This is a genomic window from Luteibacter sp. 22Crub2.1 (assembly GCF_900167995.1).
Taxonomy (GTDB): domain Bacteria; phylum Pseudomonadota; class Gammaproteobacteria; order Xanthomonadales; family Rhodanobacteraceae; genus Luteibacter; species Luteibacter mycovicinus.
The window spans coordinates 212,539-227,282 of sequence record NZ_FUYT01000002.1; the positions used below are offsets into that span (position 1 = coordinate 212,539).

12 protein-coding genes and 1 other RNA gene are annotated in these 14,744 nt (G+C 66.6%); 9 read left to right on the forward strand and 4 right to left on the reverse strand.

The annotated features are described in order from the left end of the window. The first annotated feature begins 1 nt into the window (after position 1). From B5X73_RS02790 to B5X73_RS02805, 4 genes are read left to right on the forward strand one after another with little or no spacing between them, the layout of a single operon-like run. Positions 2-913, forward strand: coding sequence for a glycine betaine ABC transporter substrate-binding protein (locus B5X73_RS02790; RefSeq protein WP_254857208.1), 912 nt, complete (start codon positions 2-4; stop codon positions 911-913). Next, positions 910-2,073 (forward strand): ABC transporter permease, encoded by a 1,164-nt coding sequence (locus B5X73_RS02795; RefSeq protein WP_079520485.1) that lies wholly within the window; start codon positions 910-912, stop codon positions 2,071-2,073. The genes B5X73_RS02790 and B5X73_RS02795 overlap by 4 nt, the downstream gene beginning before the upstream one ends. Further along, complete coding sequence (locus tag B5X73_RS02800) at positions 2,070-2,999, forward strand: ABC transporter ATP-binding protein (protein ID WP_079520486.1); 930 nt, start codon at positions 2,070-2,072, stop codon at positions 2,997-2,999. The genes B5X73_RS02795 and B5X73_RS02800 overlap by 4 nt, the downstream gene beginning before the upstream one ends. Further along, the gene (locus B5X73_RS02805) at positions 2,996-3,709 is read left to right on the forward strand and encodes an ABC transporter permease (protein WP_079520487.1); all 714 of its coding nucleotides are present in this window, start codon (positions 2,996-2,998) and stop codon (positions 3,707-3,709) included. Before B5X73_RS02800 ends, B5X73_RS02805 begins: the two co-directional genes overlap by 4 nt. A gap of 23 nt (positions 3,710-3,732) precedes the next feature. Here B5X73_RS02805 and B5X73_RS02810 read toward each other — a convergent pair whose 3' ends face one another. Continuing rightward, entirely contained in the window at positions 3,733-5,784 is a 2,052-nt protein-coding gene (locus B5X73_RS02810) for a M13 family metallopeptidase (RefSeq protein ID WP_079520488.1), read from the reverse strand. Positions 5,785-6,008: 224 nt separating this feature from the next. Here B5X73_RS02810 and B5X73_RS02815 point away from each other — a divergent pair, with 224 nt between their 5' ends. From B5X73_RS02815 to B5X73_RS02825, 3 genes are all read left to right on the forward strand, one after another. Further along, entirely contained in the window at positions 6,009-6,785 is a 777-nt protein-coding gene (locus tag B5X73_RS02815; RefSeq protein WP_043695798.1) for an iron-containing redox enzyme family protein, read from the forward strand. A gap of 58 nt (positions 6,786-6,843) precedes the next feature. Beyond that, positions 6,844-9,585, forward strand: a complete 2,742-nt coding sequence (locus B5X73_RS02820; RefSeq protein WP_079520489.1) for a putative bifunctional diguanylate cyclase/phosphodiesterase — start codon at positions 6,844-6,846, stop codon at positions 9,583-9,585. Between the two features lie 118 nt (positions 9,586-9,703). After that, a complete protein-coding gene (locus B5X73_RS02825; protein ID WP_139382636.1) occupies positions 9,704-10,378 on the forward strand; it encodes an HAD family hydrolase in 675 nt (224 codons plus the stop codon). 22 nt (positions 10,379-10,400) lie between these two features. On the opposite strand, the gene B5X73_RS02830 is transcribed toward B5X73_RS02825, so the two are convergent. The 3 genes from B5X73_RS02830 to rsmI form a co-directional block, all read right to left on the reverse strand. Beyond that, positions 10,401-10,769, reverse strand: a complete 369-nt coding sequence (locus B5X73_RS02830; protein ID WP_036110437.1) for a YraN family protein — start codon at positions 10,767-10,769, stop codon at positions 10,401-10,403. 29 nt (positions 10,770-10,798) lie between these two features. Next, the gene (locus B5X73_RS02835) at positions 10,799-12,601 is read right to left on the reverse strand and encodes a penicillin-binding protein activator (protein WP_079520491.1); all 1,803 of its coding nucleotides are present in this window, start codon (positions 12,599-12,601) and stop codon (positions 10,799-10,801) included. A gap of 98 nt (positions 12,602-12,699) precedes the next feature. Further along, positions 12,700-13,527: a 16S rRNA (cytidine(1402)-2'-O)-methyltransferase gene (gene rsmI, locus B5X73_RS02840; RefSeq protein WP_079520492.1), complete on the reverse strand. Its 828-nt coding sequence runs from the start codon at positions 13,525-13,527 to the stop codon at positions 12,700-12,702. 62 nt (positions 13,528-13,589) lie between these two features. Between rsmI and rnpB the strand changes: the two genes are divergently transcribed. Beyond that, an RNA gene (gene rnpB, locus B5X73_RS02845) (RNase P RNA component class A) lies at positions 13,590-13,956 on the forward strand. Between the two features lie 326 nt (positions 13,957-14,282). Further along, on the forward strand, positions 14,283-14,729 hold the full coding sequence (gene mraZ, locus B5X73_RS02850) for a division/cell wall cluster transcriptional repressor MraZ (RefSeq protein ID WP_036110446.1): 447 nt from the start codon (positions 14,283-14,285) through the stop codon (positions 14,727-14,729). Positions 14,730-14,744: the final 15 nt, after the last annotated feature.

Genomic DNA, 14,744 nt, shown 5'->3' on the forward strand with positions numbered 1-14,744 from the left:
CTTGCGTCGCCGTCTCTGCCTCCTGCTCGTCGTTCTCGCCGCTTTCGCGTGTGCCGCGCGGGCAGAGGACGCGGTGCGGGTGGGCTCCAAGGCGGACAATGAGGGCGCCCTGCTGGGCCAGATCGTGCTGCAGGTGCTGAAGCACGCGGGCATCCCCGTCGTCGATCGCACGCAGCTGGGTCCGACGTCCATCGTGCGCAGGGCACTCATCAACGGCGATCTGGACGTCTATCCGGAATACACGGGTAACGCCGCCTTTTTCTTCCACAGGGAAAGCGATCCGGCGTTTCGCGATGCGGACAAGGCTTGGGCGCTGGCCGCCTCGCTCGATGGAGCGGCCAACCATCTGGTCTGGTTGCGTCCCGCCCCCGCGGACAACCACTGGGCGATAGGCGTCCGTCCCGATATCGCCCGGCGGCACCGACTGCGTACGCTGGACGATTTTTCACGCTGGGTGCGTGCGGGTGGCGACGTCTACCTGGCAGGCTCGGCCGAGTTCGTCGAAAGCGACGCGGCGCTGCCCGCCTTTCAGTCCGCTTACGGATTCGCGCTGCGCGGCGATCAGCTGCTGGTGCTTGCGGGCGGCGATACGTCGGCGACGATCAAGGCGGCGGCCGAGGGCACCTCCGGCGTCAACGCCACCATGGTGTATTCGACCGACGGCGCGCTCGCGGTGACGGGGCTGGTGGTGCTCGACGACCCGAAGCACGTCGAGATGGTTTACCAGCCGGCCGCCGTGGTGCGCGACGCCGTGCTGCGTCGTTACCCGGGCATGCGCGGGTCGCTCGAAGCGGCGTTCAGGCCGCTCACCGTGGACGTACTTCGCCAGCTCAACGCACGCACGCAGATCGATGGGGAGGACGCTTCCGTCGTCGCCGCGGATTACCTTCGCAAGCAGGGGATGCTGCCTTGAGCCAAGGTGGACTTCCGAAGGACGCACGGCGTGTCGCCGACGACTCCCCGCTTCCGGTGATCGTCCTGACCGCTTTCGGTCTTCTCGCGACGCTCTTCGGCGCTTTCCTGCGCATCGCGCCGAATCGGCTTCTCAGCGGCCACGCGTACAGTCCGCATGCATGGGTGCTGGCGGCGATCTGGGGCATCGCGCTGGCCGGCGCGATCGTACGGTGGCCGGGCCGGCGGATCGTAGTCGGCCTACTCGCCTGGCTGGCGATGACGGGGCTTCCGCTGTTAGCGGGCATCGATGCCCACGCGTGGCTGATGCGCGCCGCGGCGAGCACACGCGTCCAGCTCGGTGCCGGCTTCTGGTTGGCGTGGCTGGCGGCCGCGCTGCTACTGCTGGATCGGTTGCGGCCTGCGCGTCGCGTGGTACAGGTCGTCGCGTGGTTCGCTGCGCTGGTCGCCATCGCGATCATGGCGGCCGCCGGCGCACTCGACGGTCTCGCGCTTGTCCGTGAGTACGCTGCGCAACGCGCCCCGTTCGCCGATGCCTTGCTTACCCATGTCGCGATCGCCGTCGTCACGCTGGCCGTCGCCTTGCTGATCGGTGCGCCGCTCGGAGGATGGGCCTGGCGCGCGAAGCGCGGAGGCGGCGCACTGGTCGGGTTGCTGACCTTCCTGCAGACCGTGCCTTCGCTGGCGCTGTTCGCGTTGTTGATCGGTCCCTTCGCGTGGCTGGCGAACGCATGGCCGGCGCTGGGTGCGATCGGCTTCGGCGGTACGGGCGCGGCGCCCGCCGTCTTCGCTCTCGTTCTGTATGCGCTGCTTCCCGTGGTCCGCTACACGGTCGCCGGACTCGACGCGGTGGCACCAGAGGCGCTGGAGGCCGCGCATGGCCTTGGCATGAGCCGCTGGCAGGTGCTGGCGCGCGTGCAGTTGCCGCTGGGCTGGCCCGTACTGCTCGCCGGCCTGCGCATCGTCGCGGTGCAGACCATTGGGCTCGCGGCGGTGGCCGCGCTCATCGGCGCGGGCGGCCTGGGCCGTTTCGTCTTCCTCGGCATCGGCCAGGGTGCCTCGGACATGGTGTTGCTCGGTACGCTCGCGATCATCGGTCTTGCACTGGCGGCCGATGTTCTTTTTCAGTGTCTGCTCGCGTTGACGGAGACTCCCGCATGATCGAGTTCGATCGCGTCCACAAACGTTACGGCGATCACGTCGTCATCGATGACCTCTCCCTGCGCATCGAGGATGGCGAATTCTTCGTCCTGGTCGGTCCGTCGGGATCGGGCAAGTCCACGCTGCTGCGCACGGTCAACCGGCTCGAACCGGTCGATCGCGGCACCGTGCACGTCGACGGTGAAGACGTGGCGACGCGCGACGTCGAGGCCCTGCGTCGGGGGATCGGCTACGCGATTCAGTCGGTCGGTCTGTTTCCACATCGTACGGTGGCCGAGAACATCGCCACGGTGCCGCGTCTCCTCGGATGGGCCGACGCGGCGATCCGTGCGCGCGTGGCCGAGCTGATCGACCTGTTGCGACTCGACGAGCCCGGAATCGCGGATCGCTGTCCGGCCACGTTATCCGGCGGACAGCAGCAACGTGTCGGCGTGGCGCGCGCGTTGGCGGCGCGGCCGCGCATCGTGCTGATGGACGAACCGTTCGGCGCACTCGATCCGCTGACGCGCGAGTCGCTGCAGCAAAGTCTCAAGACCATTCAGCGCGACAGCGGTACGACGATCCTGTTCGTCACCCACGATATGGACGAGGCCTTCAGCCTTGGCGATCGCGTGGCGCTGATGCTCGACGGCAAGATCGCGCAGGTCGGCACACCGCTCCAGCTCATCCGCGAGCCCGCCGACCAACGCGTGCACGAATTCGTGGGCGGTACGCGCACCCGCCTGCGCGAACTGGCCGTGCGTTCGGTGCGCGAAAGCGCGCGTCCCGGCGAGCAGGCCGACGGTGATGCACTCGATATCGCCGCCTCGTTGCAGGACGCACTGGCGTCGATGCTCGCGCAGGGGCGCGACCGCTTACCGGTGGAAGAGCATGGGCGGCCCTTCGGCGTCATTCGCCTCGTCGATCTGGTGGCGCCGCGGCCGTGAGAGCGATCCTTCCCGCCGTGGCGCTGCTGGCCTTACTGCTGGTGCTGCCGTTTTCCGCGCCCGTTTTCCATGCCGGGTGGCCGGCGCTGAGCCACCCCCTATACACGCGCACCTCGTTCCTCACGTTGACGGCCGCACATCTTTCGCTGGTGTTCGTCGCTACCCTGGTGGCGGTCGCCGTGGGCCTGTCACTCGGAGTGCTGGCGACACGTCCCGGCGGGCGCTCACTGTTGCCGACGGTGCGCGCGGTAGCCGTGATCGGGCAGACGTTTCCACCCGTGGCCGTGCTGGCCATCGCCGTCCCCTTGCTCGGCTTCGGCGCCGCGCCGACCCTGCTTGCGCTGGCGCTGTACGGGGTCCTTCCGGTGCTGGGCCAGACGATCGCGGGGCTCGACAACGTGCCGTCCGCGGCGCTGCATGCGGCGGACGGCATGGGCTACGGACGCTGGCGCCGCTTATGGGAAGTGGAGTTGCCGCTCGCCGCGGGCCCGATCATGGGTGGCGTGCGTCTCTCGGCCATTGTCGGTGTGGGCACGGCGACGATCGGGTCGGCGGTCGGTGCGACGACGCTGGGTTCGCCGGTGGTGGAGGGGCTGGTGGGCAACAACACCGCGTATGTGATCCAGGGCGCGCTGCTGGTGGGGGCACTGGCGTTGACGATCGACGGAGCGCTGGGTGCCCTGGAGCGCCGGATTCGTCGTTTGCCTTGACGGATCCGGCGAGCCTTATCGCCTTACCAGATCTTCACCCGCTGCTTCGGGTCCAGATACAGCTTCTGCCCCGGTTTCGGCTGGAACGCGTCGTACCAGGGATCGAGGTTACGCACCGTCTGTGCACGGAACTCACCCGGCGCATGACCGTCGCCGATCACCTGGGCACGAAGCGCCGCGTCACGGGTCTTGGTCCGCCACGACTGCGCGAAGGCCAGGAAGAATCGCTGGTCGCCGCTGAGGCCGTCGATGACCGGTGCGGGTTTACCACCCAGGCTTTCCTTGTATGCCGCATAGGCAATGGTCAGGCCTGAAAGGTCGGCGATGTTCTCACCCAGCGTCTGCTGGCCGTTGATATGCAGGCCCGGCAGCGGTTCGTACTGGTTGAACTGCTCGACGAGGCGCTGACCGGCATCCTTGAAATGCTTCTGGTCGGCATCGGTCCACCAGTTGGTCAGGCGTCCCTGTGCGTCGAACTCGGCGCCGGTGTTGTCGAAACTGTGGCTGATCTCGTGACCGATCACGGCGCCGATCGAACCGTAATTGGACGCGGGGTCGGCCTTCGGATCGAAGAACGGGGCTTCGAGAATGGCGGCCGGGAAGTTCAGCGAGTTCTGCAACGGCAGGTTGACCGCGTTGACCGTCTGCGGGGTCATCCACCACTCGGCACGATCCACCGGTTGGTGCAGCTTGGCGACCTGATGGCGGTACTCCGCCAGCGTCGCGCGCTGATGGTTGCCCAGCGCGTCGTCGGGACGAATCTCCAGCTTCGAATAATCGCGCCAGGTATCGGGGTAGCCGACGCCGACCTTGATCGTCGCGATCTTGGCCTTGGCCTTTTGTCGTGTGGCCGGCGACATCCATTCCAGCGTATCCACGCGGGCATCGAACGCCTTCAGGATGTTCTTCACCATGTCCTCGACCTCGGCACGCGAGGAAGCGGGGAAATAGCGTTTGACGTAGACCTGACCCACGGCGTCGCCGAGATCGACATTGACCCGGCCCACGCCCCGCTTCCAGCGGTCCCGCTGTTTCGGTGTGCCGGTCAGCACCTTGCCGTAGAAGCCGAAGGCGAGGTCGTCATAGGCTTTCGGCAACAGGCCGGAGGCATTTTCGTTGATGGTGTGGAAGCGCAGCCACGCCTTCCACGTGTCCAGCGGTTCACTGGCGACCAACGCCGCGAACTTCGTCACGGTGGCCGGCTGCCAGACGATGAAGGTCGGCTGGTCGTCGAGGCCGGCCGCCTTGAAATAGGCGTCCCAGTCGATACCTGGCGCCCGGGACGCGAACGCGCTGCGCGGCCAGGGATTGTTCGCCTTGTGGATGTCCTCGCTGTCGACGATGGATTCCTGGGCCTGTGCGATCTTCGTTTCCAGTGCGACGATGGCTTTCGCCTTGCCGGCGGCATCGGGCGTGCCGGCCTGCCGCAGCAGCGCTTCGACGTACGCGGCGTACTTCGCGCGCGCGTCCACCATGTCCTTGTCATTCTTGAGGTAGTAATCGCGGTTGGGCATGCCCAGTCCGCCCTGCAGCAGGTACGGCATGTTCTTCGAAGGATCCTCGAGGCCCTGTGCGACGAACAGGCCGAGCAGATGGCCGGTGTCGAGGTTTGTCGCGTTGATCGGGTCGACGTCCGCGCGCAACTGCGCGCCCAGCGCCGTCGACAGGGCGGCTTTGTCCCCGATGGCGTCGATCGCACCGAGCGCGGGCTGCAAAGGCGCCAGGCCGGCTTTCTCGATCGCCGCCTCGTCCATGTAGGCCTTGTAGTAGTCGGCGATCAGCCGCTGGTTGCTGCCAGCGGCGGGGCTGCCTTCGCCCGCGGCCTTGATCAGTTCCGCATTGCGCTTCTCGGCCTTCTGGAAAACTTCGAGGAACACACCCGTGCTGGCGCGGTCGGCGGGAATGACCGCGGTTTTCTTCCACGCGCCGCTGGCATATCCGTCGAAGTCGTCACCGGGCTGTACCGTGTGATCGATGCCTTTCAGGTCGATGCCTGACGGATCGGCCGCCAGGGCCGCCGACGAGGCGAGTCCGCAGGAAATCGCGGTCGCAAGAATCCGGTGAATCGTAGCCATGGGGCGCGTCCATTGAAGAGGGGAGGCCACGATAGCCCCCGCGCCATCACTTGTGTCCATGACCGATGGACTAGGCGTGGCCGTGGCGTCACGCCCCACGAAGGCTGCCGGGGGATATGCCCTAATGACTGTCCGGCCCCGCAACGGGGTCGGCATGGGTGGGCCGCGGGTCGCCCGGGCTCGCCCGGACCTTCAATTGGCAGCAGATCTTTAGGGAGATCTATATGAACGCACGTTTCGAACTCACCGGCTCGCAGACCGACATCGCCAGCTATCCGCTCTGGGCACAGGACATGGTGTCGTCCTGTGAGGATGCGCGGCGGCAGATCGTCAGCCATCCCATGTGGGATGCGATGAAGACGGCCACGCTCGACCCGGTGACCACGCGCAACTTCATGATCGGTGTCTGGCCGGTCATCGAGCGCTTCCCGGGGTACATGTCGCACAGCCTGCTGAAGACCCGCTACGGCCGCAGCCCGGGCGACGATCTCGCCCGTCGCTGGCTGGTGCGGAACATCCGCGTGGAACAGAACCACGCCGAGTACTGGCTGAACTGGGCGGAGTCGGCGGGCGTGTCCCGCGAGGACGTCCTGACGGCGGAACCCCCGAAGGGCAGTCAGGCGCTGGCCAACTGGTGCGAAGAGGTCAGCCGCGACGACTCGCTGGCCGCCAGCATCGCCGCGACCAACTATGCGGTGGAGGGGGCGACCGGCGACTGGTCGCAGATTATCTATGACAGCCAGGCCTATGCGGAAAGCCTGCCGATTTCGGGCCGCAAAGCCGGCCTGCGTTGGCTTCAGCTTCACGCTGCGTATGACGATACCCATCCGTGGGAGGCGCTCGAAATCGTCTGCACCATCCTGGGCACCAATCCACCGGTGGATCAGATCGAGCACATCAAGGAATGTGTCCGTCGCAGCTATATCGGCATGAGCATCACGCTCGACCGGTGCATGGACGCCCCGGCTCTCGTCCGCACGTTGAACGAGGTTGCCGCGTAACTCGCATGTTGGGCATCTTCTGGCGCAATATCACGTAAGTACGAGATCCGAGGAAGCGATGCGTCGCGTTGAGACCATTCACCCACAACCGTTGTCGAGACGCCTCAGGCCCCTGGCCTATGCGCTCGTCGCGGTCGTGGGCCTCGTTCTCGCATTGACGTGGGTTGCCCTGCAGACCCAGGTGACTCTCGCCGGTTTTCTCAACGGCGAGAGTCTTTGGGCAAAGGCTCAGAAACAGGCGGTAATCGACCTCGACGGGTACGCGGCGCATGGCCGCCCCGACGATCTGGCCGCTTACCGGCGAAATTTCGCCGTCCTGATGGCCGACCGCAGTTCCCGCGACGCCATCGCCAGCCGCCGCTACGAACAGGCCGTCGTCGAAGACGGGTTTGCCCGCGGTGGGGTCATCCCCGAGGCCATTCCCGGCATGGTCTTCATCTTTCGCTACTTCGACGGCATGCCCTACGTCCGCGAAGCGATCGCCGAGTGGCGTTCGGTGGACGCCAGTCTTGCCGAAATCGACGAGATCGCCGGTCGCCTCGAGCGTGCCTACGCGTCGGGCACACCGTCCCCGTCCCTGCTCGACGAGGAGCGCGGCCGTATCGCTGCGCTCAACACTTACGTCGAGCCGCGCACCAAGGCGTTCTCCCTCTATATCGCCAACGGCGCCTCCTGGCTCGGCAGGGTGTTGTTCTTCACCGTGCTGGCCGTGGCCACGCTGGCTTCGCTGCTGTGGCTGCGCATGGCCCAGCGCATCCTCGTCGGCATCCGCGGCACGGAGGAGCGCTACAGCCTCCTGTTCGACAGCGCCGCCGATGCCATTTTCATGGTGGACGAGGAAACCGGCAGGATCCTCGACGCCAACCACCGCGCCGCCGCGTGGGCGGGACGCCCGTCGGGCGAACTGATCGGCATCCAGCTGGCCAGCCTGTTCGTCGATGTCTCACCCCATGCCGGCGCCGGTACGCTGCGCAACGGCGACGGCAGCGTGCGTCCCGTGGAGACCCAGAGCAGCCTTGTGGTCTGGGGCTCACGCCGGGTTTCTCAGGCCATCGTGCGTGATATCTCCGACCGCGTGGCGATGGAGCAGGAGCGCAGGATCGCTTCCGAAGCGCTGGCCAGCATCGCCGAGGGCGTCATCATCGCCGACGCCGATCGCCGCGTGACCTCGGCGAACGCCGCGCACACCAAGCTCACCGGCATACCGGTGCAGACGCTGCGACGCACGCGCTTCGATGCCACCCGTACGTTGCCCGACGGCAGGCCGTTGCCGCAGACCCTGTGGGACGACATCGACGCCGGCGACAACTGGCTGGGCGAGGTGGAAAGCCGCCGTGCGGACGGCACGACGTATCCGGAGCTGATGAGCATCAGCACCATCCGCGACAGCGAAGGCCGGCCGCAGCACTACGTGGCCGTGGTCTCCGATATCACGGCACGCAAGGCCGACCGGCAGCGTCTGCAGCACATGGCGACCCACGATCCGCTGACCGGCCTGGTCACCCGCTCCGAGTTCGAGCGCCGCTGCGCGGAGGCCATCACCCGCGCCGCCCACGAACGCGGTGCGGTCGCCGTACTGTTCGTCGACCTCGATGCCTTCAAGGTCATCAACGACAGCTACAGTCATGCGACCGGCGACGCGCTGCTGATGCGCGTGGCCGAGCGCATTCGCGCCCAGCTGGCGCCGCATGACGTGGCCGGTCGCATCGGCGGCGACGAATTCACGGTGCTGATCGCCGACCTGCGTTCGCGCGAGGAGGCGCTCGCCGTCGCCGAGGCCGTGCTGGCGGCGCTGGCCAAGCCCTTCGATCTGGGCGACTACGAGCTGTTCGTCAGCGCGAGCATCGGCATCGCCGGCTATCCGCTGGACGGCAACGACGCGGTCACCCTGATCGCCAACGCCGACGCCGCGATGTACGTGGCCAAGACCGAAGAGCGCAATGCCTTGCGGCTCTACACGCCCAAGATGCACGCGGACGCGCGGCGCCGGCTCAAGCTGGCTTCCGAGCTACGCCAGGCACTGGTCCGCAAGGAGTTCACACTGGCCTTCCAGCCCAGTGTCGAGATGAAGACCGGCCGTATCGTGGCCGTCGAAGCGCTGATCCGCTGGCGCCATCCGGAACGCGGCAACGTGCCGCCGGACGAATTCATCCCGATCGCCGAGAGCCTCGGCCTGATCCGGCAGATCGATCAGTGGGTGCTGGAAACCGCGTGCGCGCAGCTGAAGCACTGGGACGACGCGAAACTGCCGCCGCTGCGCATGGCGGTCAATGTGTCGGCAAGTTCCTTCGGCCATCCGGACTTCCTGCCCGGTGTGAGCCAGGCGCTCCTCGAGACGGGAATCGCGCCCCAGCGCCTGCTCATCGAACTGACCGAGAGCGCGATTCTGCGGCTGGGCGAAGACACCGAGCGTTCCATGCAGTCGCTGCACAGCCTTGGCGTCGGCGTGGCGATCGACGATTTCGGCACGGGGTATTCGTCGCTGGCCTACCTCAAGCTGCCGGCGGTCGCCTATCTGAAGATCGACCGCTCGTTCGTCACCGGCCTGCCGGCCAACGGCAACGATGTGGCGATTACCGAAGCCATGGTGGCGATCGCGCGCAGCCTCGACCTGCACACGATCGCCGAGGGCATCGAGACCGAAGCCCAGCACGAGTTCCTGCTGCGCGCGGGGTGCCAGGAAGGGCAGGGCTTCCTCTACTCGCGCCCGCTGCCGCCTGACGAGATCGAGCGTTTGCTGGCGCCGCACAAAGCCTCGGGAGCGAAAAAACTTTCGCTGGTGCCGCCGCGTCGGGCCTGAGGGCCTGGCTTGCGCTACCGTTCCCGCAAAAGCACACCAGGCCAATCGCACGGCCCGGCCTTCGCATCACAATGACCGTCCCCATATAGCGGACAACGTACCCGTGCAAGGATCCACCGTGTCCACCCACGATTCCCTCGTCTTCCTCTTCGACGTCGATAACACCCTGATCGACAACGACCGTTTCGGCGCGGATCTCGCCGCGCGCCTCGAAGAACGTCTCGGGGCCGAAGGCCGCGATCGTTACAACGCGATCGACAAGGAGATCCGCAAGCAGGTCGGTTACGCGGACTACCTCGGTGCGCTGCAGCGCCTGCGCGGACAGGACAGCGACATGGCCTATATGGATCTGTCGTTCTTCCTGCTCGACTACCCCTTCGAAGCACGTCGTTTTCCCGGCGTGCTCGAGGCGATCGATCACCTGCGAACGATCGGTCGCCCGGTGATCATGTCCGACGGCGACACCGTGTTTCAGCCGCGCAAGATCCGCCGCGCGGGATTGTGGGAAGCGTTCCGCGAGGACGTGCTGATCTACATCCACAAAGAAGAGATGCTCGACGACATGCAGCGGCGCTATCCGGCGGACCACTACGTGATGGTGGACGACAAGCCGCGCATCCTTGTGGCGCTCAAGAAGCTGCTGGGCGACAAGGTCACCACGGTGTTCGTCAGGCAGGGGCATTACGCGGCCGCGGCCGGTGCGGATCTCGAGGAGACGCCGCCGGATATGACGATCGACTCGGTGGCGGAGCTGGCGACGATGGGGCGTGAGGCGTTCCGCGTGACGGCCTGAGGCCGGTCCGGTCAGCGATGCGTCAAAGCTCGAAGGCGTTCGGAATCCACTCGATCCCGTCGCCCTCGAAGGCCAGCACGTCGAACCGGCATGGCCTGCGGGCATCGTGCGGATGCCAGGCGAGCCAGAGGTGTGCGGCGCTGATCAGCTTGCGCCGCTTGGCTGCCGTCACCGAACCGACGGCGCCGCCGAAGGCGGCGCTGCGCCGATAGCGCACCTCGACGAAAACGAGGGTCTCGCCGTCGCGCATGACGAGGTCGATCTCGCCGTGACGGCAGAGAAAGTTGGAGCGGACCAGCCGTAGTCCGCGCTCCCGCAGAAACGACAACGCCGCGCCTTCGAAACGATCTCCGGTGGCGCGGCGCTCGGTGGTCTTCTTCGTCGTGGTCACGCGAACCTCCCTGTTCGCGCCGGTGGGGATCAGCCCCCGCCGCTTTCGACGTTCGGGGCCGTGGCCGGCGCTTCGAGTTCGAGGCTACCCGCGACCGGGCGGGCAACGCCGTCGGCGAAGCGCGCCCAGATGAGTACGCGACGGACGCGACCGAACTCATCCGCGACCAGCTGGCCGGTCGCGCCGGGCAGGTAGCTGCCCGGATGACCACGCATCCAGTCGATGTAGGGCACCAGTCCCCAGGCATCCATGCCGAAGGCGAACAGGCGGGCGGTGACACCGCGCGTCGCGGGCACGGCCGCATTCAGTTCGCTGCGACGGGCGAGGCCCGGCTGGGCGTCGAACAGCCACGGCGCGTCGCAGAACTCCACGCCTTCCAGGTCGCGATCGGCGGCGGGGTCGTCGCTGCCGCCGTACACGTGCGAGGTCGCGAAGACGGGCAGGTTGTTCTTCGCCAGACGCAGCTGCGGGATCAGCAGACGCGCCTGCTGCGGTTTCATGCTGATGAAGACGCCGCTGGTGGCCGGATCCTGGCCAACCGGTTCGGACAACTGCGACGCGAAATCGATGCTGCCGGAGTCCAGCGTGATCTGGCCGGCCAGGGTGCCGCCACGCGCCTGCCACTCGGCGCGGAAGGCGTTGCCGGCGCGGCGTGCGAAATCGTCGGTGGAGACGATCGACGTAGCGGTCTTCATGCCGCGGTCGGCCATGTGGTCGGCTACCTGCGCGCCCTCGGTTTCAGGCAGCAGGCCGAACTCGTTGGCACCCGACGGCGGCAGGTTCTTGTTGTCGCTCGGGTAGTTCAGCGTGAGCATCGGTGCGGGCAGGGCGCCCTTGGCGAAGATGGCCGACACGCCTTCGCGATTGAGCGGGCCGACGACGAAGCGAGCGCCCTCGGCGACCGCCTTGTCGTAGGCGGCGACGGCATGCGCCGCATCGTTGCCCGAATCGTAGACCGCGACGTCCGGACGCGTCGCACCCGTGCGGCTCGCATCGACGTAATTGGTAAAGAAGCCGTCGCGGATGGCGGCGCCCGCACCGGCGAGCGGGCCACTGAGGGGCAGCAGCAGCGCGACCTTGGTCGGCACCTTATAGCCTTCGCGTACGCCCTTGTCGCCACTGACCGTACCGACGGCCTGGTCGAGCACCGCCGGTGAGCGGTCGACGCTGCCGAGCTGGGACTGCGCCTCCGACACCCAGGGTTTCATCGGATCGTTCGCCGGCAATGCCGCGGCACGCTCGGCGAGGGGCTGGGTACCGAGGCCGGTGAGCAGGGTGAGGATCTGCTGGCGGTTCTGTTCCCGGTCGATGCCGTGCAGCTGGCCGTCGAGCTCGACACGGGTCTGCGCCGCGCTCCACGGATCGTTCGACGCGGCCTGAGCCCGCGCGCGCAATTCGGCCAGGCGTTGCGAGACCTGTGGCGAGACGTGCGACGACGGCTTGCCGGTCAGCGACAGCGCAGTCGTCGGATCGTTGTTCTTCAGTGCGATCTCCGCGCGTAACGCATCGAAGCGCAGCGAGTCTTCGCCCTCGAGACGGGAACGGCGGATGTCCGTGACGATCGGTGCGGCGCGATCGAGGGCGCCTTCCTGACGGTACGACTCGGCGGCCAGCAGCTTGTAATAGTCGCGGTGATCGCTGTCCTGCGCAGCCAGCGCGAGGTAAGCCTGCGCGGCCTGATCGAACTGTCCCTTGATGTAAAGGGCCTGCGCCGCCTGCGTCGCCTCGCCGGTGGGCGCGGTCGTGTGTTGCTGGACGCCGCCCTGGGTCACGCAGCCGGCGAGGCCGGCGCTGAGCAGGAGGCCAAGGGTCGAGGCACGGATCGGTCGCATCGCAAATAATTCCTTGATAGGCACGTCGGCGCCCTCCGGCGCTGAAACGCTCGGATCATAGCCCATCGTTTCGCGAGGCCGGCGTGAGGCGCGTCCGGTCAGGCGCCGTAGAGGGCCTTGCGCGGGGCGCCGGTGATCGCGGCCGCCAGCTTCGCCGCCCTGGCCGGAGGCAGTTCGTCCTTGAGGATCGCAAACACGCGAAGTCCCTCGCTGAGGCGTTCGTCCTCGCCGGCTTCCCGCCCGGCGACCATCACCACGAACTCGCCCTTCTGCTGGTTGGGATCGGCTGACACGCGCTCGACCAGCGCCGAGAGCGGGTCACCCAGCACGGTCTCGAACATCTTGGTCAGCTCCCGGGCCACCACGGCCTCGCGATCCGCGCCGAACGCTTCGCGCATGTCTTCGAGCGACTCGACGATGCGGTGCGACGACTCATAGAAGATCAGCGTGCGCGATTCGCCGGCCAGTTCCGCCAGGCGCGAGCGGCGGGCGCCCGCTTTCGCGGAGAGAAATCCCTCGAAGACAAAGCGGTCGCTGGGCAGGCCGGCGACCGACAAGGCGGCGATGACCGCGCTGGGGCCCGGGACCGGACTGACCCGGAGGCCGGCGATGCGGGCGGCACGCACAAGACGGAACCCCGGATCGCTGATCAGCGGCGTCCCGGCATCCGAGACCAGGGCGACATCGTCGCCGCCGCGCATGCGCTCCACCAGGCCATCCACTGCCGTGCGCTCATTGTGGTCGTGCAGCGCGACCAGTGGCGTATCGATATTGAGGTGCTGCAGCAGCGGCCGGGTGTGGCGGGTGTCCTCGGCGGCGATGACCCTGGCCCGGCGCAGCGTTTCGATGGCGCGCGCGCTGATGTCGTCGCGATGACCGATCGGGGTGGCGACGACATGAAGCGTACCGGGACGGGGCTGGGACATCGGTGCATCCGGTGAGCAGGGCCGGACATTGTAACCGTCCCGTTCCGGCTATAATCGGAAGTGGAGTCGGCCGGACAGTCGCGTCGCGCCTTCGGGCGTATCGAGGAAAGTCCGGGCTCCATAGGGCAGGGTGCCAGGTAACCCCTGGGCAGCGTGAGCTGACGGCCAGTGCAACAGAGAGCAGACCGCCGATGGCCCCGCAAGGGGATCAGGTAAGGGTGAAAGGGTGCGGTAAGAGCGCACCGCGTGCGGGGACAACGTCGCATGGCACGGTAAACCCCACCCGGAGCAAGACCAAATAAGGGGACTATGACGTTGCCCGCGTCGTCCCCGGGTAGGTTGCTGGAGCCTGGCGGTGACGCCAGGCCGAGAAGAATGACTGTCACGTCGCAAGACGCACAGAACCCGGCTTACAGGCCGACTCCTTCTCTTCTTGAGCGGTGTGGGAGCGACGAATGTCGCTCCCACCTGTCTTTGCGACCTCGTCACGGACGTCGACGGCGAGTTCGGTGAACGTGAGTTCAGCCCCACCTCCGATTTCACATTTCGCAGACGTCTGAAATCCCGGACTCATTCGCAAAAAACCTCAACGATTCAACCACCTCCCGCCCCTTCCTCAGAAACGGCTGGAATTGGTGATGAACGTGAGCTTTCTCCTTGATTCACAAGAAAAATTTCCTTGACAGTCTCAGGGCCCGAGACTATCGTGGGACCCAGTGTGAAATCGTGGGATTCGGTGGGGCGGACTGCAGACAATGTTCCAAGGTGAGACAGCCATCACGATTGACGACAAGGGTCGTCTGACGATCCCGACCTCGTATCGGGATCTGGTGGCCGACGCCTGCGCGAACCGTCTGGTGATCGCTTACAACCCTTTCGATACCGGTTGCCTCTGGATCTTTCCGTACGCGGAGTGGGAGAAGGTGCGCGACCAGGTCAATGCGCTCCCCAGCGTCAAGGCCGTCCATCGCGCATTGCAGATGAAACTGGTGGGTGCCGCGGCCATCGTCGAGCCCGACGGAGCGGCCCGCATCCTCCTTCCATCGAGCCAACGCGCGGCGGCCGGACTGGAGAAAAAAGCCATCCTGCTGGGAATGGGCAACAAGTTCGAGCTTTGGAGCGAACAGGCCCACCTCGCGAAGATCCGCCAGACCATCGGCGAGGACGACATCAGCGACGACATGGCGGAACTGCAGTTGTGACGACGAACTAATTCG

What these genes read in the sequence shown, in the direction of transcription:
- B5X73_RS02815 (WP_043695798.1), top strand. Translation starts at nt 6,009, where the DNA reads ATGAACGCACGTTTCGAACTCACCGGCTCGCAGACCGACATCGCCAGC.
- B5X73_RS02835 (WP_079520491.1), bottom strand. Translation starts at nt 12,601, where the DNA reads ATGCGACCGATCCGTGCCTCGACCCTTGGCCTCCTGCTCAGCGCCGGC.
- B5X73_RS02810 (WP_079520488.1), bottom strand. Translation starts at nt 5,784, where the DNA reads ATGGCTACGATTCACCGGATTCTTGCGACCGCGATTTCCTGCGGACTC.
- B5X73_RS02800 (WP_079520486.1), top strand. Translation starts at nt 2,070, where the DNA reads ATGATCGAGTTCGATCGCGTCCACAAACGTTACGGCGATCACGTCGTC.
- rsmI (WP_079520492.1), bottom strand. Translation starts at nt 13,527, where the DNA reads ATGTCCCAGCCCCGTCCCGGTACGCTTCATGTCGTCGCCACCCCGATC.
- B5X73_RS02820 (WP_079520489.1), top strand. Translation starts at nt 6,844, where the DNA reads ATGCGTCGCGTTGAGACCATTCACCCACAACCGTTGTCGAGACGCCTC.
- mraZ (WP_036110446.1), top strand. Translation starts at nt 14,283, where the DNA reads ATGTTCCAAGGTGAGACAGCCATCACGATTGACGACAAGGGTCGTCTG.